At 75.2% G+C, this 24,856-nt stretch carries 24 protein-coding genes; 15 read left to right on the top strand and 9 right to left on the bottom strand.

Features of this window, described 5'->3' with window-relative positions; translation table 11 throughout:
• Positions 1 to 40 precede the first annotated feature (40 nt).
• Entirely contained in the window at positions 41 to 1,153 is a 1,113-nt protein-coding gene (locus ACQPYD_RS12730; RefSeq protein ID WP_433701180.1) for a serine hydrolase domain-containing protein, read from the top strand.
• Between the two features lie 56 nt (positions 1,154 to 1,209).
• On the opposite strand, the gene ACQPYD_RS12735 is transcribed toward ACQPYD_RS12730, so the two are convergent.
• Positions 1,210 to 1,872: a pentapeptide repeat-containing protein gene (locus ACQPYD_RS12735; protein ID WP_433701181.1), complete on the bottom strand. Its 663-nt coding sequence runs from the start codon at positions 1,870 to 1,872 to the stop codon at positions 1,210 to 1,212.
• 243 nt (positions 1,873 to 2,115) lie between these two features.
• A complete protein-coding gene (locus ACQPYD_RS12740; RefSeq protein WP_433701182.1) occupies positions 2,116 to 2,628 on the bottom strand; it encodes a MarR family winged helix-turn-helix transcriptional regulator in 513 nt (170 codons plus the stop codon).
• Positions 2,629 to 2,839: 211 nt separating this feature from the next.
• Here ACQPYD_RS12740 and ACQPYD_RS12745 point away from each other — a divergent pair, with 211 nt between their 5' ends.
• Positions 2,840 to 3,913 (top strand): alkene reductase, encoded by a 1,074-nt coding sequence (locus ACQPYD_RS12745; RefSeq protein WP_433701183.1) that lies wholly within the window; start codon positions 2,840 to 2,842, stop codon positions 3,911 to 3,913.
• Positions 3,914 to 4,003: 90 nt separating this feature from the next.
• The gene (locus ACQPYD_RS12750; RefSeq protein WP_433701184.1) at positions 4,004 to 4,474 is read left to right on the top strand and encodes a nitroreductase/quinone reductase family protein; all 471 of its coding nucleotides are present in this window, start codon (positions 4,004 to 4,006) and stop codon (positions 4,472 to 4,474) included.
• Between the two features lie 136 nt (positions 4,475 to 4,610).
• On the opposite strand, the gene ACQPYD_RS12755 is transcribed toward ACQPYD_RS12750, so the two are convergent.
• Positions 4,611 to 5,291, bottom strand: a complete 681-nt coding sequence (locus ACQPYD_RS12755) for a GntR family transcriptional regulator (RefSeq protein ID WP_433701185.1) — start codon at positions 5,289 to 5,291, stop codon at positions 4,611 to 4,613.
• Positions 5,292 to 5,372: 81 nt separating this feature from the next.
• On the opposite strand from ACQPYD_RS12755, the gene acnA reads away from it, so the two are divergent.
• Entirely contained in the window at positions 5,373 to 8,045 is a 2,673-nt protein-coding gene (acnA, locus tag ACQPYD_RS12760) for an aconitate hydratase AcnA (RefSeq protein ID WP_433701186.1), read from the top strand.
• A 77-nt stretch (positions 8,046 to 8,122) separates the two neighbouring features.
• On the opposite strand, the gene ACQPYD_RS12765 is transcribed toward acnA, so the two are convergent.
• Genes ACQPYD_RS12765 through ACQPYD_RS12780 form a run of 4 tightly spaced genes read right to left on the bottom strand, consistent with a single transcriptional unit; the run spans position 8,123 to position 11,662 of the window.
• Positions 8,123 to 9,670 (bottom strand): tripartite tricarboxylate transporter permease, encoded by a 1,548-nt coding sequence (locus ACQPYD_RS12765; protein ID WP_433701187.1) that lies wholly within the window; start codon positions 9,668 to 9,670, stop codon positions 8,123 to 8,125.
• Position 9,671: 1 nt separating this feature from the next.
• On the bottom strand, positions 9,672 to 10,211 hold the full coding sequence (locus tag ACQPYD_RS12770; RefSeq protein ID WP_433701188.1) for a tripartite tricarboxylate transporter TctB family protein: 540 nt from the start codon (positions 10,209 to 10,211) through the stop codon (positions 9,672 to 9,674).
• A gap of 24 nt (positions 10,212 to 10,235) precedes the next feature.
• Complete coding sequence (locus tag ACQPYD_RS12775; RefSeq protein WP_433701189.1) at positions 10,236 to 11,246, bottom strand: Bug family tripartite tricarboxylate transporter substrate binding protein; 1,011 nt, start codon at positions 11,244 to 11,246, stop codon at positions 10,236 to 10,238.
• On the bottom strand, positions 11,243 to 11,662 hold the full coding sequence (locus tag ACQPYD_RS12780) for a universal stress protein (protein WP_433701190.1): 420 nt from the start codon (positions 11,660 to 11,662) through the stop codon (positions 11,243 to 11,245). The genes ACQPYD_RS12775 and ACQPYD_RS12780 overlap by 4 nt, the downstream gene beginning before the upstream one ends.
• Positions 11,663 to 12,503: 841 nt before the next feature.
• Here ACQPYD_RS12780 and ACQPYD_RS12785 point away from each other — a divergent pair.
• From ACQPYD_RS12785 to ACQPYD_RS12805, 5 genes are all read left to right on the top strand, one after another.
• On the top strand, positions 12,504 to 13,715 hold the full coding sequence (locus ACQPYD_RS12785; protein WP_433701191.1) for an MFS transporter: 1,212 nt from the start codon (positions 12,504 to 12,506) through the stop codon (positions 13,713 to 13,715).
• A 200-nt stretch (positions 13,716 to 13,915) separates the two neighbouring features.
• The gene (locus ACQPYD_RS12790; RefSeq protein ID WP_433701192.1) at positions 13,916 to 14,989 is read left to right on the top strand and encodes an NAD-dependent epimerase/dehydratase family protein; all 1,074 of its coding nucleotides are present in this window, start codon (positions 13,916 to 13,918) and stop codon (positions 14,987 to 14,989) included.
• A gap of 70 nt (positions 14,990 to 15,059) precedes the next feature.
• A complete protein-coding gene (locus ACQPYD_RS12795) occupies positions 15,060 to 15,836 on the top strand; it encodes a glycosyltransferase family 2 protein (protein ID WP_433701193.1) in 777 nt (258 codons plus the stop codon).
• Positions 15,833 to 16,504, top strand: coding sequence for a TIGR04282 family arsenosugar biosynthesis glycosyltransferase (locus tag ACQPYD_RS12800; RefSeq protein WP_433701194.1), 672 nt, complete (start codon positions 15,833 to 15,835; stop codon positions 16,502 to 16,504). Before ACQPYD_RS12795 ends, ACQPYD_RS12800 begins: the two co-directional genes overlap by 4 nt.
• The gene (locus tag ACQPYD_RS12805; protein WP_433701195.1) at positions 16,492 to 17,172 is read left to right on the top strand and encodes a methyltransferase domain-containing protein; all 681 of its coding nucleotides are present in this window, start codon (positions 16,492 to 16,494) and stop codon (positions 17,170 to 17,172) included. The genes ACQPYD_RS12800 and ACQPYD_RS12805 overlap by 13 nt, the downstream gene beginning before the upstream one ends.
• A 114-nt stretch (positions 17,173 to 17,286) precedes the next feature.
• Here the strand turns inward: ACQPYD_RS12805 and ACQPYD_RS12810 are convergent, their stop codons facing one another.
• Together ACQPYD_RS12810 and ACQPYD_RS12815 are read right to left on the bottom strand one after the other, a co-directional pair.
• Positions 17,287 to 17,784 (bottom strand): hypothetical protein, encoded by a 498-nt coding sequence (locus ACQPYD_RS12810; protein WP_433701196.1) that lies wholly within the window; start codon positions 17,782 to 17,784, stop codon positions 17,287 to 17,289.
• Positions 17,784 to 19,187, bottom strand: coding sequence for a molybdopterin-dependent oxidoreductase (locus tag ACQPYD_RS12815; protein WP_433701197.1), 1,404 nt, complete (start codon positions 19,185 to 19,187; stop codon positions 17,784 to 17,786). Before ACQPYD_RS12815 ends, ACQPYD_RS12810 begins: the two co-directional genes overlap by 1 nt.
• A 151-nt stretch (positions 19,188 to 19,338) precedes the next feature.
• On the opposite strand from ACQPYD_RS12815, the gene ACQPYD_RS12820 reads away from it, so the two are divergent.
• The 6 genes from ACQPYD_RS12820 to ACQPYD_RS12845 all read left to right on the top strand — a co-directional run bounded on the left by ACQPYD_RS12820 (position 19,339) and on the right by ACQPYD_RS12845 (position 24,849).
• Complete coding sequence (locus ACQPYD_RS12820) at positions 19,339 to 20,733, top strand: hypothetical protein (protein WP_433701198.1); 1,395 nt, start codon at positions 19,339 to 19,341, stop codon at positions 20,731 to 20,733.
• Positions 20,734 to 20,783: 50 nt separating this feature from the next.
• On the top strand, positions 20,784 to 21,359 hold the full coding sequence (locus ACQPYD_RS12825) for a hypothetical protein (protein WP_433701199.1): 576 nt from the start codon (positions 20,784 to 20,786) through the stop codon (positions 21,357 to 21,359).
• A 236-nt stretch (positions 21,360 to 21,595) separates the two neighbouring features.
• Entirely contained in the window at positions 21,596 to 22,201 is a 606-nt protein-coding gene (locus ACQPYD_RS12830) for an RNA polymerase sigma factor (protein WP_433701200.1), read from the top strand.
• Between the two features lie 85 nt (positions 22,202 to 22,286).
• Positions 22,287 to 22,910 (top strand): SCO family protein, encoded by a 624-nt coding sequence (locus tag ACQPYD_RS12835; protein WP_433701201.1) that lies wholly within the window; start codon positions 22,287 to 22,289, stop codon positions 22,908 to 22,910.
• A complete protein-coding gene (locus tag ACQPYD_RS12840) occupies positions 22,907 to 24,172 on the top strand; it encodes a Dyp-type peroxidase (RefSeq protein WP_433701202.1) in 1,266 nt (421 codons plus the stop codon). The genes ACQPYD_RS12835 and ACQPYD_RS12840 overlap by 4 nt, the downstream gene beginning before the upstream one ends.
• 110 nt (positions 24,173 to 24,282) lie before the next feature.
• Positions 24,283 to 24,849: a copper chaperone PCu(A)C gene (locus ACQPYD_RS12845; RefSeq protein ID WP_433701203.1), complete on the top strand. Its 567-nt coding sequence runs from the start codon at positions 24,283 to 24,285 to the stop codon at positions 24,847 to 24,849.
• The last annotated feature ends 7 nt before the right edge of the window (positions 24,850 to 24,856 follow it).

Genomic DNA, 24,856 nt, shown 5'->3' on the forward strand with positions numbered 1-24,856 from the left:
CGAACCCGTCCCGTACCAGCAGTCGAAGGAGAACACCACCATGTCCGCCACCTCCACCGAGCAGGACCGCCCGGAACTCCAGAAGATCATCCAGGACATCCTCGGCCCCGGTTTCGTCGGGATCCAGATGCGCGTGAACGACGAGCGGGGGGAGTGGGTCGGCAGTGCCGGGGCCCGCGAACTGGGCTCACCGGAGAGGCCGCCGACCGACGGGCACTTCCGGATCGGCAGCAACACCAAGACCTTCACCGCGACCGTGGTGCTGCAGCTGGTGGCCGAGGGAAGACTCGGTCTGGAGGACCCGGTGGCCGACCACCTCCCCGGGTTCGGGCTGGACCGGCGGATCACGGTGCGGATGCTGCTGCAGCACACCAGCGGCATCTTCAACTTCACCGGCGAGCACTACGAGGACGGCACGGTCGTGCCCGGGATCACCTGGGCGGGCCGGGAGTGGGTGGAGAGCCGGTTCAGGACCTACCGGCCCGAGGAGCTGGTGGAGCTGTCGCTGTCCAGGCCGGCGCGGTTCGAGCCGGGCGAGGACTGGAGCTACGCCAACACCAACTACGTGCTGGCCAGGCTGCTGGTCGAGAAGGTCACCGGCCACTCGCTCGCCGAGGAGATGCGGCGTTCGATCCTGGGCCCCCTCGGGCTGACGGGGACCGTCGTGCCGACCACCGGGCCGGAGCTCCCCGAACCGCACGCCCACGCCTACTACCGGTACGAGGAGGACGGCGGGGAGAGGACGGTCGACGTCACCCGCCAGAACCCCTCGTGGATCTCCAGCGGCGGCGACATGGTCTCCACCACCCGGGACCTCCACGTGTTCGTCTCCGCGCTGGTGGGCGGCAGGCTCCTGCCCGCCCCGCTCCTGGCCGAGATGTGCGCGCCGCACCCCAAGGCGGGCTACGGCCTCGGGGTGTTCGTGCAGGAGGCCCCGGGCGGGGGCACCGTCATCACCCACAACGGAGGCATCGGGGGCTACGCGGCGCTGATGTACGCCGCGCCCGACGCGAGCCGGACCCTGACCGCTTCGCTGACCTACGTGGACGACGCCGGGCAGTCCCTGGCGGGGGCGTTCCAGGAGGTGACGCGGAAGCTCGTCGGGGAGGTCTTCGGCGGCGGGCGGGACGCCGCGGCGGGCCCGGCCCGGTAGACGGCTCCGGGGCCGTCGGCGGTGGGGGCCGGGGACGGTCGGGCCCCGCCGGGCGCTCACTCGTCCCGGACGGAGATCCCCGTGCTCGCGGCGAGGGCGGGGGCGAGCGCGATCAGCTGTCCCCGGGTGACGATCGCGCCGGACAGGGACTCGAAGCCCGACGTCAGGTCGAGGTCGACCGCCCCGCGCAGGTCCACCTCGCGCAGCTTCGCCCCGGCCAGGTGCACCTTCCGCAGGCTGGAGCCCGGGAAGGAGACCCGGGACAGGGACGCCCCGCCGAGGTCCACGTCGGTGAGGACGCAGTCCTCGAACACCACGTCGTCCATGCGCGAGGCCCTGAAGTTCACCCCGTCGAGCTTGCAGGAGGAGAAGACCACGCGCCGGACCTCGCAGTCGAAGGAGGCGGCCCCGGCGAACACGCTGTCCACGATGCTGCTGTCGAGCCAGACGGACTCCGCGATGTCGGTGCCCGTCACGCGTACCGTGTGCAGCCACACGTCGGTGAACCTGCACCGGCGCAGGCTCCCGCCGCTCCACCGGGCGGAGGTGAAGGCGCTCTCGATGAACCGGGCGCCGGTGAGGTGGACCCGGTCGAACCCGCCGCCGTCGAAGTGGACGGCCTCGTGGGGGTCGTCGTGCAGCTGCTCCATGCTGAAGGGGCGCAGGTCCTCGGCGTAGGGCAGGTCCGAGATCTCGGTGGGAACGGGGCGACCGGACACGGGGTCCTCTCCTGGAGCGGCCCCTGGCGGGCCGCGGGGCGGACACGGGCGCGAGGCGGGTTCGCACCCGACGCCACCGCGGTCTCCTGACCAGTGGAACCTACCACCGCGTCGAGCGGCGCCCCGGTCGGTCCGCCACGAGCGGTCGGGGACACCGACCGCGGCACCGGCCCCCGCCTGCCCGGGGCGGACGGAAGCAGGAGCACGCGGTGCCCGCCGAGGCGGGCCCGCCCGCGGGGCGGTTCACCCCTGCGCGGACCGGGCCCGCTCGACGGCTTCGGCCAAGCCCTGCTCCATGCGCTCCAACGAGGACAGGACCCCCTCGCGCTCGGAGCCGCCGAGGTCGCGGGTCACGCTCTGCTCCAGTTCCTCCCACACCCGCTCCACCTCGGCGCGCAGGGCCAGGCTGGCCGTGGTGGCCTCCACGAGGGTGACCCGTCCGTCGGTCGGGCTCGGCGTGCGCCTGGCGAAGCCGCCCTGTTCGAGCCGCTGGACGGTGCGGGTCATGGTCGCGGCCTCCGAGCCCAGGAGCCGTGCGAGGTCGCTCAGGCGCTGGGGTCCGCGTTCCCACAGCTGCATCAGCACCAGTTCCTGGGCCGGGTGCAGTCCCACGCGGCGCAGCAGCTGGCCGGCGAGCATGCGGTGCAGGCGGGCCACGCGCACGATCGCGTTGCTGACCGGTCCCAGCCGTTCGGTGGCCCCGGGCAGGGGGGTGGGCCCGCACTCACCGGAGTGCCCTGCGGGTGTGCTGCACATGAAGTCCCTCTCTCGAACGCACGGCTTTCGCGGCGCGGTTTCTTTGACCGGCCACTCAGTGGTGCGACCCTGTCTTTCCATTCTAGATTCTCTGTCTCGACGAACCAGGTCATGGGAATAATCCGCCTTCGGCAATGCTTTACTTGTCCGGACAACAAACTCTGCGGAGCATGATGTCCCCGGCTCTGCGGCAGGAGAAGGCGAGAAGGACATGACCACGGCGTTCGAGGCTCACGACCTGGCCGGCACCAAGCTGAGGAACCGGATCGTTATGGCGCCCATGACGCGCAGCCGGGCCCGGGAGCCGGAGCGGATCCCGACGGAGCTGACCGCCCGGTACTACGCCCAGCGCGCGAGCGCCGGCCTGATCGTCACCGAGGGCACCCAGCCCTCGGCCGTCGGACAGGGGTACACCAACACCCCCGGGCTGCACTCGGCCGAGCAGGTCCGGGCGTGGAGAGCGGTGACCGACGCGGTCCACGCCGAGGGCGGGGTGATCTTCGCCCAGCTGATGCACACGGGCCGGATCGGACACCCCGACGTGCTGCCCGACGGCCTGGCGCCGGTGGGGCCCTCCGCGGTCAGGGCGCGGGGGAAGGTGTACACCCATCGGGGGGCGGCCGAGTTCGTCACCCCCCGGGAGTTGACCGACGAGGAGGTCCACCGGACGGTCCGGGACTTCGCCGACGCGGCGCGCAACGCGGTCGGGGCCGGGTTCGACGGGGTGGAGGTCCACGGGGCCAACGGGTACCTGCTCCACCAGTTCCTGTCGGTCAACGCCAACCTCCGCGCGGACCGGTGGGGCGGCTCCGTCGAGAACCGGATCCGGCTCCCCCTGGAGGTCGCCCGGGCGGTGGCCGGGGCGATCGGCCCGCACCGCACCGGCATCCGCCTCTCGCCCGGCGGCACGTTCAACGACATCACCGACGACCCGGACCTGGCCGCGACCTACCTGCCGCTGGTGACCGGGCTGGCCGAGCTGGACCTGGCCTACCTGCACCTGGCGGAGCAGGCCGACCGCGCGCTCACCGACCGGCTGCGCGCCGCGTGGCCGAACACGTTCATCCTCAACCCCGCCACCGGCTCCGGCGTCCCGACCGGCCCGGACGCGGTCGACCTGGTGGCGGACGGCACCGCCGACCTGGTCTCCTTCGGGGCCCTGTTCCTGGCCAACCCCGACCTGCCCGCGCGTCTGGCCTCCGACGGGCCCTTCAACGCCCCGGACCGGGCCACCTTCTACTCCGGCGGCGAGCGGGGCTACACCGACTACCCGGCCCTGGGCTGAGACCGCCCCGCCGCCGTCCGGCGGCCTGTCCCGCGACGCCCGCGACGTCGGCCCGCCGACGCCGCGACGACACACCGATAAGGAGTCACCTTGAGCTTCGACACACCCGAGGGCACCCGCGGCACCCAGCTGCCGCCCGCCGAGCAGATGCGGCGGATGAACGAGGACGTGATCGCCGACATCCGCGCCGGCGGCAGCGGACCGGACGGGATGAACGCGCTCGTCCTGGTCACCGTCGGCCACAAGAGCGGGCAGGAGCGGCAGACGCCGGTGGCCTACTTCCCCCTGGACGGGGACTCCTACGCGATCGTGGCCTCTGCAGCCGGGGCGGCCAGGCACCCGGTCTGGTACCGCAACCTTGCCACCGCACCCGACCGGGTGCGCGTGGTCGTCGCGGGGGAGGAGCTCGCCGTCACCGCCGAGGAGCTCACCGGAGGCGAACGCGACCGCGTCTGGGCGAAGATCACCGCCGCCGCACCCGGGTTCGCGGAGTACGAGCGGGCCACCGACCGCACGATCCCCGTCATCCGACTCCTCCCGAAGGGCCACGGCGAGGACTGAGTCACCGCCCTGCCCGCCCCGGGAAGGACCCTGCCGACGGCGGGGCCTTCCCGGGGACCTCCGGGACGGGGCTCCGCCCGCTCGGCCCGCGGGGCTTCGGCCGCCACGTCGGCGGGCGCCGCGCGGGCCCGCCCGGTCAGTACCCGGGGGCCGACCCCGGGCGCAGGGCCTCCATGGCCTGCCGGCCCAGGCTCTGCTCGATGTGCCCGCGCATGACCTCCTCGGCGGTCCCGCTCTCGCCGCCGATCACCGCCTCCGCCAGCGCCCGGTGCTCGCGGCGCACGCGCGCGTCCTCGGACGCGGACCCGGCGCGGTGCCGCAGGGTGAACTGGCGGTAGCGGTCGGCCTTGTCCCACAGGCTGTCCAGGATCCCGATCATGGGCTCGTTGTGGGAGGCGCGGTACACGGCGCGGTGGAAGTCGCGGTGCGCGTTCAGCGCCTGGATGCCGGACGTGCCGGTCAGCGGGTCCAGGGCGTCCAGCGCGCGGCGGATCGCCTCGACATCGGCGCCGGTGCGGCGCTGGGCCGCCCACCCGGCGGCCAGGGGGTCCACGTGCGAGCGCACCTCGTACAGGCTCTGCGCCTCCTCGAAGGTCAGCTCCGTCACCCGCGCGTCCCGGTGCGTCTCCAGCGTCATGAGCCCCTCGGCGGCCAGGCGCTTGAGCGCCTCGCGCACGGGCGTGGTCGAGACGCCCAGCTCGGCCGCGATGCCCTCCTGGCTCAGCGCCGCCCCGGGGTGCAGCTCGTCGGCGAGGATGCGCTGCTTGATCTCCTCGTAGGCGTACTGGCTCTTGCTGAAAACCGGCTTCGTCGTCACGAACGTCGTCCTCCCTGAGGAGGCAGGATATCGGCCTCTCCTGACTTCTGACATCATGTAGCCTATAGGCTAGGAGGACTGATGTCGATCGATTCACACCGCAGCCGCCGGAGGCTGGGGTCCGCGGCGGGCGGCGCGGAGTACTTCCACATCGGGGCGGTGCCGGGAACCGAACGGCTGCCCCTCGCGCACAAGATCATGCTGGAGAACCTCCTGCGCCACGAGGACGGCGACCTGGTCACCGGGGCCGACATCGCGGCGGTGGCGGAGGGGCGCACAGGCGCCCACGAGATCGCCTTCCACCCCTCCAGGGTGTTCCTGCACGACACCAACGGCGTGCCCGTCCTGACCGACCTGGCCGCGCTGCGCGACGCGGTCGCCGAGCGCGGCGGGGACCCGCGTGCCGTCGACGGCGCGATCCCCGCCGAGCTGACGGTCGACCACTCGGTGTCCACCGACTTCTTCGCCCGCCCCGACGCCCCCCGCCTCAACGTCCGGCGCGAGTACGAGCGCAACGCCGAGCGCTACCGGTTCCTCAAGTGGGGACAGCGGGCGCTGAGCACGCTCGAGGTGGTCCCGCCCGGCGCCGGCATCATGCACCAGATCAACGTCGAGCACCTGGCCCGCGTGGTCGAGGTGCGCGACGGCGTGGCCATCCCCGACACCGTCGCCGGGACCGACTCCCACACCACCATGGTCAACGGGCTGGGCGTGCTGGCCTGGGGCGTGGGCGGCATCGAGGCGGAGGCGGCCATGCTGGGCCAGCCGGTCTCCCTGCTCATCCCCCCGGTGGTCGGCGTGGAACTGGTCGGCGAGCTGCGGCCCGGCGTCACCGCGACCGACCTCGTGCTCACCGTCACCGAGAGGATGCGGCGCCTGGGCGTGGTCGGCAGCATCGTGGAGTTCTTCGGCGCCGGGGTCGGCGCCACCGGCGTCGCCACGCGGTGCACCCTGGCCAACATGAGCCCGGAGTTCGGCTCGACCGCCGCGCTCTTCCCCGTCGACGGCCGCACCCTGGAGTTCCTGCGCCTGACCGGGCGCCGCGAGGACCACGTGCGGCTGGTGGAGGCCTACGCCAAGGAGCAGGGCCTGTGGCACGACCCCGACCGCAGGCCGCGCTTCGACCGGACCCTCGTGGTCGACCTGGACGGGATCACCCCGAGCCTGGCCGGACCGCGCAGACCGCAGGACCGGGTCGAGCTTGCCGGGACCGGCGAGGCGGTGCGCGCCGCCCTCGCCGAGCTGGGCCGCGCCGAGGAGCCCGCGCCCGCCGAGGGGCCCGGCGCGTCCGGGCCGCGCGACGGCGCCGTCGCCATCGCCGCCATCACCTCGTGCACCAACACCTCCAACCCCGCCGTCATGGTCGCCGCCGGCCTCCTCGCGCGCAACGCCGTCCGGCGCGGACTGGGCGTCGCACCGTGGGTCAAGACCAGCCTGGCCCCCGGCTCCCGCGTGGTCGTGGACTACCTGGAGCGCGCCGGCCTGATGCGCGACCTGGAGAAGCTGGGGTTCGGCCTGGTCGGGTACGGGTGCATGACGTGCATCGGCAACTCCGGGCCGCTGGCGCCCGTGGCGGCGGCCGCCGTCGAGGACAGGGGGCTGGTGGCCGCCTCGGTGACCTCGGGCAACCGCAACTTCGACGGCCGCGTCAACAACGACGTCTCCCTGAACTTCCTCGCCTCGCCCCCGCTCGTGGTCGCCTTCGCCCTGGCGGGGACCACCCGCGTCGACCTCACCGCCGACCCGCTCGGCACCGGCCCGGACGGCGAGCCGGTCATGCTGGCCGACCTGTGGCCCACCGAGGCCGAGATCGAGGAGGTAGTCTCCGCCGGCATCGAACCGTCGATGTACACCGAGGTCTACGGCACGCTCTTCGACGGCGACGAGAACTGGCGGGGGCTCACGGCGCCCGGGGGCGACCGGTTCGACTGGGACCCCGGCTCCGTGTACCTGCAGCGCCCCCCGTTCCTGGAACCGGCGGCGGAGCGGGGCGCGGAGGGGGCGCACGGCGACATCGTGGGCGCCCGCGCACTCCAGGTCCTCGGCGACTCCGTCACCACCGACCACCTCTGCCCGGCCGGGCGCATTCCCCCCGAGAGCCCCGCCGGACGGTTCCTCCGCGAGCGCGGCGTGGAGGCGCGCGACCTCAACACCTACGCCTCGCGCCGGGGCAACTGGCAGGTGATGAGGCTCGGCGGCCTGGCCAACCCCGGGCTCCGCAACGCGATGACCCCCGGCCTGCCGGGCGGCAGCGCCGTCGATCTGGGCCCCGACGGCGACGAGCGCACGGTCGGCGAGGTCCACGCCGTCGCCGACCGCCACCGCGACCGCGGGCAGCCGCTGCTGATCATCGCCGGCCGGGAGTACGGCACGGGCTCCTCCCGGGACTGGGCCGCCAAGGTCACCTCGCTCCTGGGCGTGCGCGCGGTCATCGCCGAGTCCTTCGAGCGCATCCACCGCTCCAACCTGCTGGGCATGGGCGTGCTCGCCCTCCAGTTCGAGGACGGCGACAGCGCGGGGAGCCTCGGGCTGACGGGGGAGGAGGAGTACGCCGTCAGGGGGCTGGAGGGCCGGGACGAGGTCCCCGAGCGCCTGTCCGTCACCGCCCGCCACCTGCGCACGGGCCGGGTCACCGAGTTCACGGTGCGGGCCCGGGTGGACACCTCCCGCGAACAGCTCTACTACCGCCACGGCGGGCTGCTGCCCTACATCCTGCACCGGGCGCTGTCGGAGCCGGGGCGGGTCCGGGACTGACCCGGCCGCGCGCCGCACGGCGAAGGGCCGGCCGGGAGTCCTCTCCCGGCCGGCCCTTCCGTGTCGGAGCGCCGGGGTCAGCTCCGCGCCCGCGGGGCCTCCTCGGAGTCCTCCGCGTCGGGTTCGCCGGCGGGCGCGGCGGGGCGCAGCCGCCGCCACGCGGTCCAGACGAGCCCGAGCAGGAGCAGGCCGTAGAGCGCGACGGTGATCGGGCTCCCGACCAGGGTGAGCGGGTCGTTGCCGGAGTTGGCCATCGCGTCGCGCAGCGAGTACTCCGCCAGCGGGCCCAGGATCACCGCGATGAGCACCGGGGCCAGGGGCACCCCCGTGCGCCGCATGGCGAACGCCAGGACGCCGAGGAGGCACATGAGCACCAGGTCCGTCCTGCTCGCGCCGGTGGCGTAGACCCCGAGGCAGGCGAAGACCGTGATGCCCGCGTAGAGGTAGGACTGGGGGAGCAGCAGCAGCTTCGCCCACAGCGGCGCGAACGGCAGGTTGATGACCAGCAGCACGACCGTGGCCAGGAGCAGGCCCGCCAGGAGGGCCCACACGATGTCGCCGTTGCGCTCGAACAGCAGGGGGCCGGGCTGCATGCCGTACTGCTGGAAGGCGGCCAGCAGCACGGCCGCGGTGGCCGAGGTCGGCAGGCCCAGCGACAGCAGCGCCCCCATCGCGCTCCCCGCCGTCGCGTTGCCCGCGGCCTCCGGGGCCGCCACGCCCTGGATCGCCCCCTTGCCGAACATCGGCTTCCGGCGGCGCTTGTCCAGCTGGCGCTCGGCGCTGTAGGCGAGGAAGGTGGGGACCTCCGCGCCCCCCGCCGGGATGACGCCGAAGGGGATGCCGATGCCGGCGCCCCGCAGCCACGCGGGCAGCGCCGCCCGGAACTCCCTGCCCGACAGCCAGGGCCGTCCCGCGGAGGGGACGATCTCGTGCGCGCCGCGGTGGCCCACGCGCCCGGCCGAGTACAGCACCTCGCCGACGGCCAGCACGGCCACGGTGATGACGACGACGCTGATCCCGTCGAAGAGCGCCGGCATCCCGAAGGTGAAGCGCGCGGTGCCCGTCGACTGGTCCGTGCCGACCAGGGCGAGCCCCAGGCCGAACGCCAGGGCGGCCAGGCCCTTGAGGGGCGACTCCGAGACCACGGCGGAGATCGCGACGAACGCGAAGACGGCCAGCGCGAAGTACTCGCCGGGGCCGAACTTCGTCGCCAGGTCGGCCATGGAGGGCGCGAAGAAGACGACCAGCACGGTGGCGAGGACGCCTCCGGTGAACGCGCCGATGGCGGAGGTGGCGAGCGCCTGCGGCGCCCGTCCCGACCGCGCCATCCTGTGGCCCTCGAAGGTGGTGGCGATCGCGGTGCTGTTGCCCGGCGTGTTCATCAGGATGCCCGCGGTGGAGTCGCCGAACAGGCCGCCGAAGTAGACGCCGCTGAACATGATGAGCGCGGCCAGCGGGTCGAGCGTGAACGTCATCGGCAGCAGCAGGGCCACGGCCATGGCCGAGCCCAGGCCGGGCATGACGCCCACCGCCGTGCCCAGGAACGCGCCGAGGGTGATCCAGAGGAGGTTCATGGGGGTGAGGACGGCGCCGAACCCGCCGATGAGGTGCGTCAGCTGCTCCATGTCACAGGCCCCCCAGCACACCGGAGGGCAGGTTCAGGCCGAGCATGCCGCTGAACACGATCTGGACGGTCGCGGCCATGACGAAGCCGACGGTCAGGTTGCGCAGGAGGTTCCGGTTGCCCAGCCCCGTCGCGACGGCCGTGAACATCAGCGTCGCCATGAGGAGCCAGCCCACGATGTCGATGAGGCCGCTGAAGGCGCCGATGCCGAGCAGGACCAGGCCCACGGCCCGCCAGTTGGTGCGCTCCTGCGCGGCCAGGGCGGCGCGGCGCCCGGGGGAGCGGCGCAGCGCCGCGACGATCAGCAGGAGGCCGATGACGGCGGCGAGCGCGGCCACGAACCAGCCGAACCCCTGGGGGCCGAGCAGTCCGCCGTCGCCGATGACGTCCATCCCCGCGTTGCCGACGGCGAGCGTGCCCGCCATGGCCAGCAGGAGGCCGCCGATGACCAGTTCACCGCGGCCGTCCCAGAAGGACGGTGTCCGCGGCGGGGCCTGCGCCGGGTCGGCGGCCGAGCCTCTGTCGAGGTCTGTGTGTGACATGTTCTCTCCGTGAAGTCCTCGGGCTCAGGAGCCCGAGATGAGGCCGAGGTCGGTCATGAGCGTGCGGATCCGGACCTCCTCGTCGGCGAGGAAATCCGCGAACTCCTCCGGACCGGCCCAGTTCGGCTGCCAGTAGTTGCGGTCGGTCGCCTCCTGCCAGGAGTCGGCCCCGTACATCTCCTCCGTGATCGCCAGGAGCTCCGCCCGGTCCTCGTCGCCGATCCCGGGGGCGGCGACGAGGCCGCGCCAGTTGACCAGGTCGACGGAGGGGTAGCCGAGTTCGGCGGTGGTCGGGATGTCGAACCCGTCGAGGCGCTCGGGAGCCACGACGGCCAGCGCCCGCAGCCGCCCGCCCTCGATGAGGTCGCGGAAGTCGTTGAACCCGGTGACGCCGATCCGCACGGTGCCGCCGGCGTCGGAGAGCAGGGAGATCGTCAGCTCCCCGCCCCCGGCGTGCGGCGTGTAGTGCAGGTCGGCGGGGTCCAGCCCTGCGGCCTCGGCGAGCTGCCCGGCGACCAGGTGGTCGGGCGATCCGGCCGACCCGCCGCCCACGGGGATGTCCGGGTCCTCCTCCCAGGCCCGGAGGAAGTCGTCCAGGGTCTGCCAGGGGGAGTCCGCGGGGACCGCGATCACCTCGAAGTCGTCGGTCAGGCGCGCGATCGGCGTCACGTCGCTCAGCCGGACCGGGGAACCGCCCATCTCCACGCCGCCGACCATGGCTGCGCCGGTGACCATCACGGTGGTGGGCTCCCCGTCGAGCCTGGCCAGCTGGCCCAGGCCGATGGTGCCGCCCGCGCCGGGCACGTTGACCACCTGGACGTTGTTGACGATCGATTCCGTCCTGGTGGCCTGCTGGAACTCGCGGGCGGCCAGGTCCCAGCCCCCTCCGGCCGCGGCGGGGGCGATGACCGTCAGGGCGGAGCGGGCGCGCGAGCCCTCGTCGCCGCCCGCGGCGTCCTGCACGGCGAAGAACCCGGTCGTCACGACCAGGGCGAGGCCGATCCCGGCGCCGAGGAGGCCCTTGTCGCCGATCACGCGGGGCCTCCCGCTCCGCGGGGCCCGGCCCCGGACTTCACCGCGAGCACGGGGCACGACGCCTCCAGGAGCAGGCGCTGGGCCGTGCTGCCCATGAGCAGCTTGCCGATCGCGGAGCGGTGGCGGACCCCGATGACGAGCAGGTCGGCGTCCAGCTCCTCGGTGAGCTCCAGGAGGGCGGCCGCCGCGTCGGCGTCGGTCAGGCGTACGGCCCTCGCCCGGACCCCCTCGCCCTCCGCGCGCCCGACGAGTTCGCGCACCCGGGACGCGTCGGCGGCCCGTGTGTCGGCGGCGGCGTCGTGCGAGACGGCGTTGGCGATCACCAACTCGCCGCCCTGGAGTCCCGCCTGCCGGACCGCCTGCGCGAAGGCCGCCTCGGCGGACTCCACGGGGGCGTGTGCGAGCACCACTGTCATCTGCTCCTCCTCGTTCACTCCGTGACTGGCATCACAGTGTGCAGTGTATAGGCTGTATCACCGGGGCCGATCCGTCAATGTCAGGGAGAGGGCGACGGCCGGGGGCGCCTCCCGGGGGTCGCGGCGGGTTCGGCCGGGGCGGACCCGGGGGCGTGGGGGGTGTGCCCGACCCCCGTGCGGGGCGGGGCGCTGGAGTTCGGCCGAGCGCCGGACGGCACTCTCCCGACCCCCCGAGCGGGGGGGTTCGGGCGCCCCCGGAGTCACCCCGGGAGCCGCCGCCGGCGTCCGGCCGACCCCGGCCGCCGTCCGCACCCGGTGGCCGGGACGGGTCTGACCTGGTGTTCCAGGTGGGACTGCATGGAGGAGTGTGGCGGACCACACTTCGTGTTCCGGCGGGGTCGCCCCCCGATGGAGGAAGCCACAGGATAACTTCGGACCGGGGTAACCAATTCTCGCGCGCCGGGTTCTTTTGTCCTGCCGTGCGGCATGTGTCCTTCGGTCGAATGCGTCGACAAGCGGGATCTGTTGGTCATTGCCATTCTTTCCGGTGTTCTCCTTTGTTCCCGTGAAAAAGAATATCTCGGATAATATCCCCATGTTCCACAACTTCGTGAAAATTCTGGATTAAGCCATTCGCAGTTCTACAAAATAAAGTCCGCGAATTACTACTCTTCGGGTTGTGGCGCTTGTAACCTCGTGTTTTCGGCCGACCATGGGTCTGGCAGGGAGAGCGCGGCCAGAGGCCTGCGTGTTCGCATGCGCCCCTGACCCCGACCTCGCCCGTGACCATTTCCTGCGGTGACGTTCGATTCCACCACCCCAGAGAACCTGGAGAGTGTCCATGAAACCTGACACCGCGCACCCCAATCCAGATCGGGATACCAGTGAGAAAAGGGCCCTCCACGCCCGATCGGCCCTCGCCGGGTACTTCTTCCTCACCGGGGCCGTGATCCCCGTGTGGGCCTCCCGCATCCCCGCCGTCAAGGAGCAGAGCGGCGTCGGAGCCGACCAGCTCGGCCTCGCGCTCCTCGCGATGGGGGTGGGGGCGATCATCACGGCCCGCGTCGGCGGCGCCCTGCTCGACAGGTGCGCCCCCCGCTTCGTCGTCCCCCCGGCCGCGGTCGCGGCCTCGCTCTGCCTGGCCCTGCCGGGAGCGGCCATGGGGCCCCGCGAGCTGGCCGCCGCCCTGTTCGTCCTCGGCGTCGCCCACTCCCTGCTCAACATCAGCGTCAACACCCACGCCGCGACCCTCCAGCAGCCGCTGGGCCGGCCCCTCCTGTCCTCCTTCCACGCCTTCGTGTCGCTCGGAGCGTCCTTCGGCGCCGTCTGCGGTGTCGTCACCGCCCACGTCGGGCTCAGCCCCCTCATCACCTTCCAGGCCATGGGCGCGCTCCTGGCGATGGCCGCACTGGTCCCCGCGAGAGCGCTCGCGCGGTACACGCCACCGGCGGTCGACCCGGGCTGCGGCGCCGGCGGGTCACCCGGCAGGCTCCGGCTCTCCCCCCTGCTCCTGACCCTGGGGGTGCTGTCCCTGGCCGCGATGCTCACCGAGAGCGCGGTCCAGGACTGGAGCGCGCTCTACGCCCAGGAGAGCGTGGGCGCCTCCGGCGCCATGGCGGCGACGGCGTTCGCGGCGTTCACGGTCACCATGACCATCGGCCGACTCATGGGCGACCGCCTGGTCCTGTGGCTGGGCCGGGTGGTCCTGCTCAGGTCCGGTGCGCTCGTCGCGGTCGCCGGCTTCTCCCTGGCCCTGGGCCTGCCCACCCAGGCCACGGTCCTGGCGGGGTTCGCCCTGGTCGGCCTCGGCCTCTCGTGCGCGGTGCCCCAGCTGTTCAGCGCGGCGGCGGAGATCGACCCCCGGCGGGTCGGCAAGAACCTGGGGACGGTCGCGGCCATCGGCTACCTGGGGCCCCTGCTGGGCGCCCCCGTGATCGGGGTGCTCGCGGAGCAGGGCGGGGTGGGCACCGGCCTCCTGGTGCCCGTCCTGCTCACCGTGGCCCTGGCCACGGGCGCGAGCACGACCCGCCGCCGGTCCGGCGCGGCCGTCTGAGGCCGTCCCGGGCAAGCGGCCGGACCGGGCCGCGGTCGGACCGCCCGCCGCGGCCCGGCCCCCGCACGCCCGGAGGACCGCCCGCCGCCGCGCGGCCCCCGGGTCGCGGTCGGCGCCCGACAGGGGCGCCGACCGCGGAAACACCGCACCGTGCGTGGCGAAGACGGTGACGGTGAGTGATCGAAACGTAGGTTGGGGCCATGCGCGTACTAGTCACAGGCGGGGCCGGGTTCATCGGATCGCGGGTGGCGGAGGAACTCCGCCTGGCCGGGCACGAGGCGGTGACCCTCGACGCCTACCTGCCCCAGGCCCACCCCGGGCAGGGCCCGCGGGAGGGCGTCGACGTCGTGGCCGACGTCCGGGACGGCGACGCCGTCGAGCGCGCCCTGCGCGGGGTGGACGCGGTCTGCCACCAGGCGGCGATGGTCGGACTGGGCTCCGCCGGCTTCCTCGACGCCCCCGACTACGTGGGCTGCAACGACCTGGGCACGGCGGTCTTGCTGGCCGCCATGGCCCGGGCCGGGGTCCGCGACGTCGTCATGGCCGGTTCGATGGTCGTCTACGGCGAGGGCCGGTACACGTGCCCCGAGCACGGCGACGTCCGCCCTGGGCCGAGGGCGGAGGCGGACCTGGCGGCCGGGGTGTTCGACCCCCCGTGCCCCCGCTGCGGCGCCGCGCTCGTGCCCGGCCTGGTCGGGGAGGAGGCGCCGACCGACCCGCGCAACGTCTACGCCACCACGAAGCTGGCGCAGGAGCACCTGTGCGCGTCGTGGGCCAGGGCCGTCGGAGGGCGCGCGGTGTCCCTGCGCTACCACAACGTGTACGGGCCCGGGATGCCCCGCGACACCCCGTACGCGGGCGTCGCCTCCTTCTTCCGCTCCGCGCTCGCCCGCGGCGAGGCGCCCCGCGTGTTCGAGGACGGCCGCCAGCGGCGCGACTTCGTGCACGTCGCGGACGTGGCCAGGGCCAACGTGGCGGCACTGGAGGCGGTGCGGGACCGGACCGGCGGCGAGCTGTCCGCCTTCAACACCGGAAGCGGGACGCCGCACACCATCGCCGAGATGGCGCGGGCGCTGGCGGACGCGTACGGGGGCCCGGCGCCCCGGACCACCGGCGAGTACAGGCTGGGCGACGTACGGCACATCACCGCGTCCTCCCGGCGGCTGGTCGAGGAGCTGTCCTGGCGGCCGAGGGTCGGCTTCGCCGAGGGGATGGCCGAGTTCGCCCGCGCCGAACTGCGCGGATCGGTCGGCGCGGGGGCCCCGACGGGGTGAGGACGCCGCCTCCGCGTGTCGCGACCGCCGTTCACACCCGGCGAGGGCATCGATTCGTAACGTGATCAAGATGACCAGTGAACCTCACGAGCACGACCGCGAGAACGACGAACCGGCGCGCGCCGGCCACGGTCCCGGGGGCAGCGGTCCCGCGCCGCCCGTCGACGTGGTGCTGCCCTGCCTGGACGAGGCCGCCGCCCTGCCCTGGGTCATGGAGCGGATACCGCCGGGCTGGCGGGCGATCGTCGTCGACAACGGCTCGACGGACGGCTCGGCCTCCGTCGCCGAGGCCCTGGGAGCCCTCGTCGTCCCCGAACCGCGCCGGGGCTTCGGCGCGGCGTGCCACGCGGGCCTGACCGCCGCGACCGCCGAGTTCGTCTGCTTCTGCGACTGCGACGCCTCGCTCGACCCCGGGCTCCTCCCGGAGATGGTGGAGCGGGTCCGCTCCGGCGGGGCCGACCTGGTCATGGGCAGGCGGCGCCCCACCCGCCGGGGAACCTGGCCGGCGCACGCCAGGGCCGGCAACGCCGCCGTCGCGCGCATGCTGCGCTCCCGGACCGGGGTGCGGGTCCGCGACATCGGACCGATGCGGGCGGCCCGCAGGACCGGGCTCCTCGGACTGGGGACGGCCGACCGCCGCTCGGGCTACCCCCTGGAGACGGTCGTGCGCGCCGCCGACGCCGGGTGGCGGATCGAGGAGGTGGACGTGCCCTACCTGCCCCGGTCGGGCAGGTCCAAGGTCACCGGGACGTGGCGGGGCACCTGGACCGCGGTGCGCGACATGGCGGCGGTCCTGCGCGAGCCCCCGGCCCGGCGCCGCGCGCCCGCGGGGGGAGGGTCGCCGTGACCGGCCGCCGCGACGCCGCCCTGCCGACCGGAGCCGCCACCCTGGTGGTCATCGCCAAGGAACCGGTCCCCGGCCTGGTCAAGACGCGGCTCACCCCGGAGTACACGCGGGAGGAGGCCGCCGCGCTCGCGGAGGCGGCCCTGGCCGACACCCTGCACACGGTGCGCTCCCTCCCCGCCAGGAGGCGGCTCCTCGTCCTGGAGGGGAGGCCCGGCCCCTGGCTCCCGTCCCCGGGCTTCGAGGTGGTGCCGCAGGTCGGCGCCGGGTTGGACGAGCGGCTCGCGCACGCCTTCGCCGCGTGCTCGGGTCCCACCCTGCTGATCGGCATGGACACCCCCCAGGTGAGCCGGGCGCTCCTGGCGCCCGCGTTGGCCCCGGACGCGTGGGACCGCGCCGACGCGTGGTTCGGACCGAGCGAGGACGGCGGCTTCTGGGCGCTCGGCCTGGCCGCCCCCGACCCCGCACTGCTGCGCGGCGTCCCGATGTCGACCGCGCGCACGGGCCGGGTCCAGCGCGAGCGGCTCGTCGGCGCGGGGCTGCGCGTGGGCGACCTGGAGAGGATCACCGACGTCGACACCGCGCGCGACGCCGCCCTCGTGGCGTCGCTGATACCCCGCAGCCGCTTCGGCAGGGCCGTCCGGCTGGCGAGAGCGCGGTGCCGGAGGTGAGCGCGGCCGGGACCGGGATCGACGCCGGGTCGGCCCCGTGGCTGTGCGACCCCTACTCGCAGGCGCTCGCCAGCGGGCGCGGCCCCCTGTTCCTGTGCCGGTCCGACGGGTGGATGCTCCCGCTGGAGGTCGAGCGCTGGTGCGGGGGGACCGACGCCGCCGACGAGAGCGTGCTGGAGCGCGCCGAGGGCGACACCGTCGACGTCGGGTGCGGCCCCGGCCGCATGGTCGCCGCGCTCACGGCCCGCGGCCACCTCGCGCTGGGCGTGGACACGAACCCCGTCGCGGTCTCGCGCGCCGTCGAGGCGGGCGGCCGGGCGGTGCGCTCGTCGGTGTTCGACCCCCTTCCCCGGGAGGGCGCCTGGCGCACCGCCCTGCTGCTCGACGGCAACATCGGTATCGGCGGCGTGCCGGGGGACCTGCTCTCCCGTATACGGGAGATCGTCCTGCCCGGCGGCCTGCTCGTCGTCGAGGCCGCGGGCCAGGACGTCCACGAGTGCGTGACGGTGCAGGTCACCGACGGCCGCCGGGACCCGGGGTCGCCGTTCCCGTGGGCGAGGGTCGGGCTCCCCGCCCTGCGGCTGTGCGCGGAGGCGGCCGGATGGACGTGGTCGGAGGCGTGGAGGGTCCGGGGGCGCCGGTTCGCGGCGCTGCGCTCCCCGCGCTGAACCGCGGCGGGCCGGGGGAGCGGAGCCGCGTCGGCGGTCCCGACCGGCGGACACCGGGCGGCGGTCCCGCGCCCGTCGCGTTCCCCCCGGGAGCGGCGCCGCGCCGGCGGCCGCTCAGGGCGTGCGCGCGGCCCGCACGGCCCGCGCGTACCGGACCGCGCCCAGGGCCGCCGACGCGGCGAACAGGACCGCGCAGACCCCCAGCCAGCGCGGGCCGAACGGCTCTCCGGTCAGACCCGTCTTGGAGACGTAGGCCTCCGGGGGGCCGAGGATCAGCGGGAGGTACACCAGGAGCAGGAGGGCCGAGGCGACCGCCGGGACGCGCACGTGGTCGAGCAGGGCCGTACGCGCCCGGCCGGGCTCCCCGCGGGTACCGTCCGGGCGTGCGGACCGGCCCAGGCACGCGGTCCGCAGGAGGCGGTCGGCCAGGCTGTAGGCGGGGACGAGGACGAGGTCGTGCAGCAGGGCCGCGCCCGCGAACCACACGGCGATGCCCCACGGGCTGCCCCCGGCCAGCAGCCGCACGCCCGCGTAGGCGACCACGGCGAACACGGCGACCATCAGCAGCAGGTGCCACGGCGGGGCCCCGTACCAGCGGCGGAGGAGCGCCATCACACCTCCCCGAAGCCGAGCCGGGTGACCCACTTCGTGTTGTGCACGCCGGGGTTGGCCGGCACGACCACCCTCGCGGGGTAGCCGTGGTCGGGGGACAGGTCCTCGCCGCCGACGCGCAGCGCCAGGAGCGACCGCGGGTCCGCGACCTGGTTGGCGCGCAGGGCGGCCCTGCGGAAGGCGCCCGAGCGCTGGGCCGACTCCACGAGGACCCCCGGGGCCCCTTCCGCCCCGACCAGGGCGGCGAGGTCGGCCAGGCGCACCCCCTCCCAGTCCAGGTCGCGCGTCGACCACCCCTCCACGCACGCGATCGGCAGCGCCGACCGGTGCTGCGGCAGGGCGAGCAGCTCCTCCCGGGTGAGGACGGCCTCCCGGTCCCCGTACCGGACCGTCAGCCGCCAGTCCGGGCCCGTGTCGGCGCCGGTGATCCCCGCGTGGGCCGCGGTGGTGTTCACCGGGAAGCCGTCGGACCCGTCCTCGGGCAGCCTGCCGTGCGGCGCCAGGACGGCCGTGCGCCGGAGCGGGCCGCCGAGGCTCTGGCCGACCGTCGTCAGGAACAGCGCCAGCGAGCCCAGCCCCACCGCGCCCAGCAGGGTGCGGCGCGACGCCGTCCGCGGCGCGGGGGCGGGCGCGACCAGGCCCTCCCCGGCCCCGGACGGGGGCGGCGGGGCGCCCGCGCCCGCGCCCCGGCGCGGCCCGCGCAGCGCCCGCACCGCGGTCGGCAGCTTCAGGACGACGTGGGAGAGGAGGGCGGCGACGAACACCCAGGAGCCGTAGAGGTGCAGGGGGTAGAAGGAGCCGGGGAAGGCGTACTCCAACTGGATGTTGAGGATCCCGGTCGCGAACACGAACAGCGCCCCGCCCACCAGGAACACCAGGGACAGCCGCTCCAGCGCGTGGGCGGGGGAGCGGACCGGGGGCCAGCGGTAGAAGAGGGGCGCCACCGACCACAGCTTGGCCAGCAGGACGGGTACCAGCGTGACGCCGAGCGTGACGTGCACGCCCTGGGTGAGGCGGTAGAGCCACGGCGGGTCGGTCGGCCAGGGGAAGAGGTGGAACCCGAGGAGCCCCTTGCCGGGCGTCATGTCGTTGGACCCGAGGTCGGGGTTGTACGCGGCGTAGGACAGCAGGCCGGTGAGGAACAGCACCGGGACCCCGCCGAGCAGGACCGCGCCCAGCAGGGACGTCAGGCGCGGCCCGCGCAGCGGACTGCGCCAGAACTCCGCCCGGGTGGGGCCGTACGGGGGACCGTCCCGCAGGAGCGCGCGGAACCCGCCGGCCCGCCGCCGGGGCCCGGGGGCCGGGGACCCCGCGTGTCCGCCGCCGGTCGCATGCCCCCGGGGCGGACCGCCCTCCCGTTCGTCCACGTGGTCCTCCGCCCTCCGCAACGATGGATCGGCCACGGTCACCCTAGGTCGACCGGGCGCGGCGGGAGCGGACCGCCGGCCTCGCGGTGTGTCCGACCGCACCCCCTGCGAACAGCGGTTTCCCCGGCCCCGGCGACACGCCGCCGCGCACCCCGCGACAACGGCGTCCGTGACCTACGGTGACGGCGTGACGCAGCCAGAACTCCACCGGAACGACCGGGAGTCGCCCGGCTCCGCCCGTCGCGGCCTCCGCGCCGACCTGACCGCCGCCGCCCTGGCCGTGCTCCTCTTCGCCGCGGCGGCCGTCACCGGCACCTGGATCGAGCGCACCCGGGGCGTCCTGCACGTCGACTGGCCGCCGCTGTACGCCTCCTGGCTCCCGCACACGGGGCCGGGCACGGTGCCGGCCCTGGTCCTGGCGGCGGCGGTGGCGGCCTGCGGTCCCGCGGCCGCGCGCGCCCTGCCCTGGCGCGCCCTGGTGGGGTCGGCCTGGGCCGTGTCCGCCCTCTGGACCGCCGCGCTCGCCCTGGTCGACGGCTGGAGGCGCGGGATCGCCGACCGCCTCCTGTCACCCCACGAGTACCTGTCCTCGGTGCACCGGTTCGAGGACGCGGGCGCCGCCCTGAGCACGTTCACCCGGCACATCCTCATCGGGCAGCCGGACAACTGGCCCACGCACGTGGCCGGGCACCCGCCGGGCGCCGTCCTGACCTTCGTCGTCCTGGACCGGATCGGCCTGGGGGGAGGGGCGTGGGCCGGGCTCTGGTGCATCCTGGCCGGCGGTTCGGCCGCCGCGGCCGTCCTGGTCGCCATGCGCGCGCTCGGCGCGGAGGGGGCGGCGCGCCGGGCGGCCCCGTTCCTCGTGCTGCTGCCCGCGGCGGTGTGGGCGGGCGTGTCCGCGGACGGCTACTTCGCGGCGGTCACCGCGTGGGGCCTGGCCCTGCTCGCGGTCGGCGCGTCGCCCGGCGCCCGCGCGCCGCGCTCCACCGCGCTGGCGGCCGGCCTGCTCCTGGGGTGGGCGGTGTACCTGTCCTACGGGCTGGTCCTCGCCGCGGTCCCGGCCCTGGCCGTGCTCCTGTGCGCGAGGAACGCGCGCCCCCTCCCCTACGCCCTGGCGGGCGCCCTGGTCGTCGCCGCCGCCTTCACCGCGGCGGGCTTCCACTGGTGGGAGGGGTACGGCCTGCTCGTGGAGCGCTACTACCAGGGGGTGGCGGCCGTCCGCCCCTACGCGTACTGGGTGTGGGCCAACCTCGCCGTCGCGTGCCTGGCCGCGGGACCCGCGACCGCGGCGGGCCTGCGCCGGGCTCTGGCGGGGGCGCCCGCAGCGGCGGGCGGCCTGCTCCGGGCGCCGTCCCGGGAGGCCTCGACGACGGTCCTGCTCGTCGCCGCCGGGCTCGGGGCGATCGCCGTGGCCACCCTCTCGGGGATGAGCAAGGGCGAGACCGAGCGGATCTGGCTGCCGTTCGTGCTGTGGCTCGTCCCCGCGGCGGCCCTCCTGCCGGACCGCCACCACCGGGGGTGGCTGGCCGCCCAGGGGGCCACGGCCCTCCTGGTCAACCACCTGCTGCTCACCGGCTGGTGACCCGCCCCCGCCGTCGCCGCCCCCCGCGGTGGTGGGACGATGGCGGGGAGATGACCGAGAGCGAGTCGTGCCGCCCGTTGCGCGCCGGGGTGTTCACCCTGGTGTGCGCGAGCCTGTCCGCGCACGGGCACGCGCTCAGCTCCGGCCACGACGTCCCCCTCGCCGGCCTCCTCGCGGGGGCGGCCGTCGTGTTCGCCATGGCGTGGGCGGCCGCGAACCGCCGCCAGGGCTGGGCCACCCTCACCGGGTGGATGCTCTGGGGCCAGTTCGCCCTGCACGTGGCGTTCAGCTACGTCGGCTCGTTCGGAGGGCCGCACACCGCCTCGCACGGGGGCGACGCGGTGGTCCAGGCGGCCCTGCCCGCGTGGACGATGATCGGGATGCACGTGGTCTCCGCGCTGGTCAGCGCGTGGTGGCTGCGCCGCGGGGAGGCCGCGCTGTTCGCCTTCCTGCGCTTCATGGCGCTCGCCCTCCTCCCGCTGCTGGTGCTGGTGCGCGGCCTGCCCTCGCCGTGCGGCCCCCTCGTGCCCCGCCTGCGGACCGCGGACGTGCCCGTCCGCATCCGGCTGCCGTACCTGCGTCACACGCGCATCCTGCGCGGCCCCCCGGCCCTGTCGCCCGCCTGAGACCCCGCGTCCGCCACGCCCCGAGCAGGACTCTGTCACGGCCCTTCCCGCCCTGACCCCTGCCCCGGCCTCCCGCACCGCCCCGGCGCCGGAGAACGGTCGAGCGCGCCGTCCGGGCCCCGCCGGCCCTTCCCCGGGTGCTCCGCCCTGCCGAGCGCCCCCTCCGACGTGTACCGCGCGGTCCTCAGCCGACCCCTGTCCCGGGGTCCGCGCGGTCGGCGACAGAAAGAACCGACATGCTCTCCCTCAGCGAGACCGTCCCCTCCGCACCCCCCGACCGCTCCCCCGGAACGGACGCCCTCCGCCCCGGCGGCGAGCACGGCGAACTGACAGCCCTGGCGATGCGCGCCAAGGAGGGCGCGCGCGACGCGCTGGACTCCCTGTTCGCGCGCACCCGTGACGACGTGGCGCGCTTCATCGCCCGCCGGGTGGACCCGTCCTGGGTGGAGGACCTGACCCAGGAGACCTTCTCGCGGGCCCTGCGCGGGCTCGACCACTACGCGGGACGCGCCCCGGTGCGCGCCTGGCTCTTCTCCGTGGCGCGCCACACGGTGGCCGACCGCTACCGCGCCCAGAGCCGGATCCCGCGCCACGAGGCCGTGGACGGGTGGGCCGAGGAGGGCGTGTGCGCCCACCAGGGGCGCTTCGACGAGTACCTCGCCCTGCTGTCCCTGCTGGAGGACCTCCCCGAGGACCGCAGAACGGCCTTCGTGCTCACCCAGATCCAGGGCATGCCCTACGCCGAGGCCGCCCGGGCCATCGGCGCCCCCGTCGGCACGGTGCGCTCCCGCGTGGCGCGCGGCCGGCGCGACCTGGCGCGCATGCTGCGCCAGGCGGCCTGACACGCGTCCGGGGCGGCACCGCGCCGCCCCGGACGCGCCTCCCCACCGCCGGCCCCGGCCGGCCCCGAACCAGAGAAGGAACACCATGACGCCCCGACCCCGCCGTGCCGCCCTCCGCGGCCCCGCACTCTGCGCCGCCGCCCTCGCCCTCGCCACCGCCTGCTCCGCCGCGGACCCCGTCGCGGAGGCCGACCACTACATGGACCTGTCCGACGACCCCATGGCCGCCTCGGCGACCGAGCTGACGACGCTCGACGGCGACCCGTGGGGCTTCACCGACGTCGCCGACGACCGGCTGACCCTGCTCTTCTTCGGCTACACCAGCTGCCCCGACGTGTGCCCGATGACGATGGCCGAGATCGACCTGGCACTCGGGCAGGCCGGGGACGCGGCCGACGCCTACGACGTCGTGATGGTCAGCACCGACCCCGCCCGCGACACCGCCGAGCAGATGCGGTCCTGGCTCGACCGGTTCGACCCCTCCTTCCAGGGGGTCCGGGGGGACGTCGACACGACGGTCGAGGCCGCCCGCGACTACGGCATCGCCGTCGACCCCCCGCAGGAGACCGAGGGCCAGTACCTGGTCACTCACGGCGGCCGGATCGTCGTCCTGCTGCCCGGGGGCGAGGCGGCCGGGATGTTCGACGAGGGCACCGAGGCCGACCGGATCGCCGCGCTCCTCCCCGAACTCGCGGAGACCCTGCTGTGAGACGCCGGACCGACCCGGGGGAGGGGCCCTCCCGCCGCGGCCTCCTGACCGCCGCGGGCGCGGCCGGTCTCGCCGGCCTGGCCGCGGGCGCGGGCGCCGGGCACGCCTTCGCCGACCGCCGGGCCGAGGAGGAGAACGCCCGGGCGCTCGCCCCCTCCCGCTCCGGGGCGGGGGACCGCGACGGCCTGCCCCCGGCCCTCCTGTCGCCCACGCCGTCACAGGTCCGACTGGTCGCGCTGGACCTGCGGGCGGAGCCGGGGGAGCGGGCGCGCGACGCCGCGCGCCGGGTGCTCCGGACCTGGGGCCGGGAGATCGGCGCCCTCCACGGGCACGGCCTCGACGCCCGTGTCGAGGGCGCCCCGACCCGGGGGCTGTTCCCGGCGTCGCTGGGCGTCACCGTCGGCCTGGGCGCCTCCCTGCTCGACCGGATCGGGGCGCAGAACCGGATCCCCCCGCACATGGAGGACCTCCCGGCCTTCGCGTCCGACCGCCTGGAGCCCGCCTGGTGCGGCGGGGACCTGCTGCTCCACGCGGGGGCGGAGGACCCCGTCGTCCTCTCCTCCGCGGTCGGGCACCTGGTCGGGGCCGTCGCCGCCGACGCGCGGCCGCGGTGGTCCCTGCCCGGGTTCCAGCGCTCGGCCGCCGCGGCCGAGGACCCGGGCGCCACGCCGCGCAACCTGATGGGCCAGATCGACGGGACCGTCAACCCGCACGCCTCCGACCCGGTGTTCGGCCCCCAGGTCCTCGCCGCGCACCCCGAGCCCGCCCTGGCGTGGATGGACGGCGGCACCTACCTCGTCGTCCGCCGCATCCGCATGCTCCTCGACGACTGGTACTCCCTCGACCCCGGGGACCGGGAGGCCGTCATCGGCCGCCGCCTCTCCACCGGCGCGCCGCTGGGGGGCGGCGCCGAGGACGACCTCCCCGACCTGTCGGCCACGGGGGAGGACGGCACGCCGGTGATCGCGCCCGACGCCCACATCAGGCTCGCCGCCCCCGGCAACACCCTCGGCGCGCGGATGCTGCGCCGGGGCTTCAACTACGACCTGGGCTGGGACGCCGACGGCCTCCGGCAGGCGGGCCTGGTCTTCACCGCCTGGCAGGCGGACCCCAGGGCGGGCTTCACCCCGGTGCAGCGCGCCCTGGACGAGGGGTCCGACGCCCTCCACCGGTACGTCCGCCACGAGGGGAGCGCCCTGTTCGCCGTGCCGCCCGTGCGCGAGGGCCGCCCCTGGATCGCGCACGACCTCCTCCCCGGATGAGGGAGCGCGCCCCGGGAACCGCGAGGGCTCCGTGAACGACCCCGGGGACGGGGCCGCGCTCCCCACCCGCACCACCGCACGACCACGACCACGAGGAAACCGCGAGGACCATGCCACTCCCACGACACGGGACCGTGCCGACGCCACGGACCACCGCCGCCACCGCCGCGCTGGCCGCCCTGCTCCTCGCCACGGCCTGCGGGACGCCGGACGCTCCCGCCGACCGGGCCGGGGCCGCCCCGGACGCGGAGCCCCGCGGCCACGCCGCCGCCGGCGACCTGGAGGTCACCGGCGCGTGGGTGCCCGAACCCGCCAACCCGGAGATCGCCGTCCTGTACATGGAGGTCTCCAACGCCGCCGACGAGGACACCGCCATCACCGGGGTCTCCACCGGGGCCTCGCCCGACGCCGACCTGTGCAGCACGGAGACCTCCGGCTCCGGGGCCTCCCGCATGCGCGTCGTGGAGGAGATCCCCGTGGCGGCGGGGGGAGCCACCGAACTGGTCGACGGCGGCTACCACATCATGGTCAACGACCTGCCCGAACCCCTGGAGGAGGGTGACGAGGTCGCCGTCACGCTGACCTTCGCCGAGGGGAGCGAACTGGAGGTCACCGCGCCCGTGCAGCCCATGGCGGCCGGGAGCGCACCCGTGACCGACCACGGGGGGCACCACTGAGCCCGCG

The sequence above is a fragment of the Nocardiopsis sp. CA-288880 genome (assembly GCF_050955985.1).
GTDB classification, from domain to species: Bacteria; Actinomycetota; Actinomycetes; order Streptosporangiales; family Streptosporangiaceae; genus Nocardiopsis; species Nocardiopsis tropica.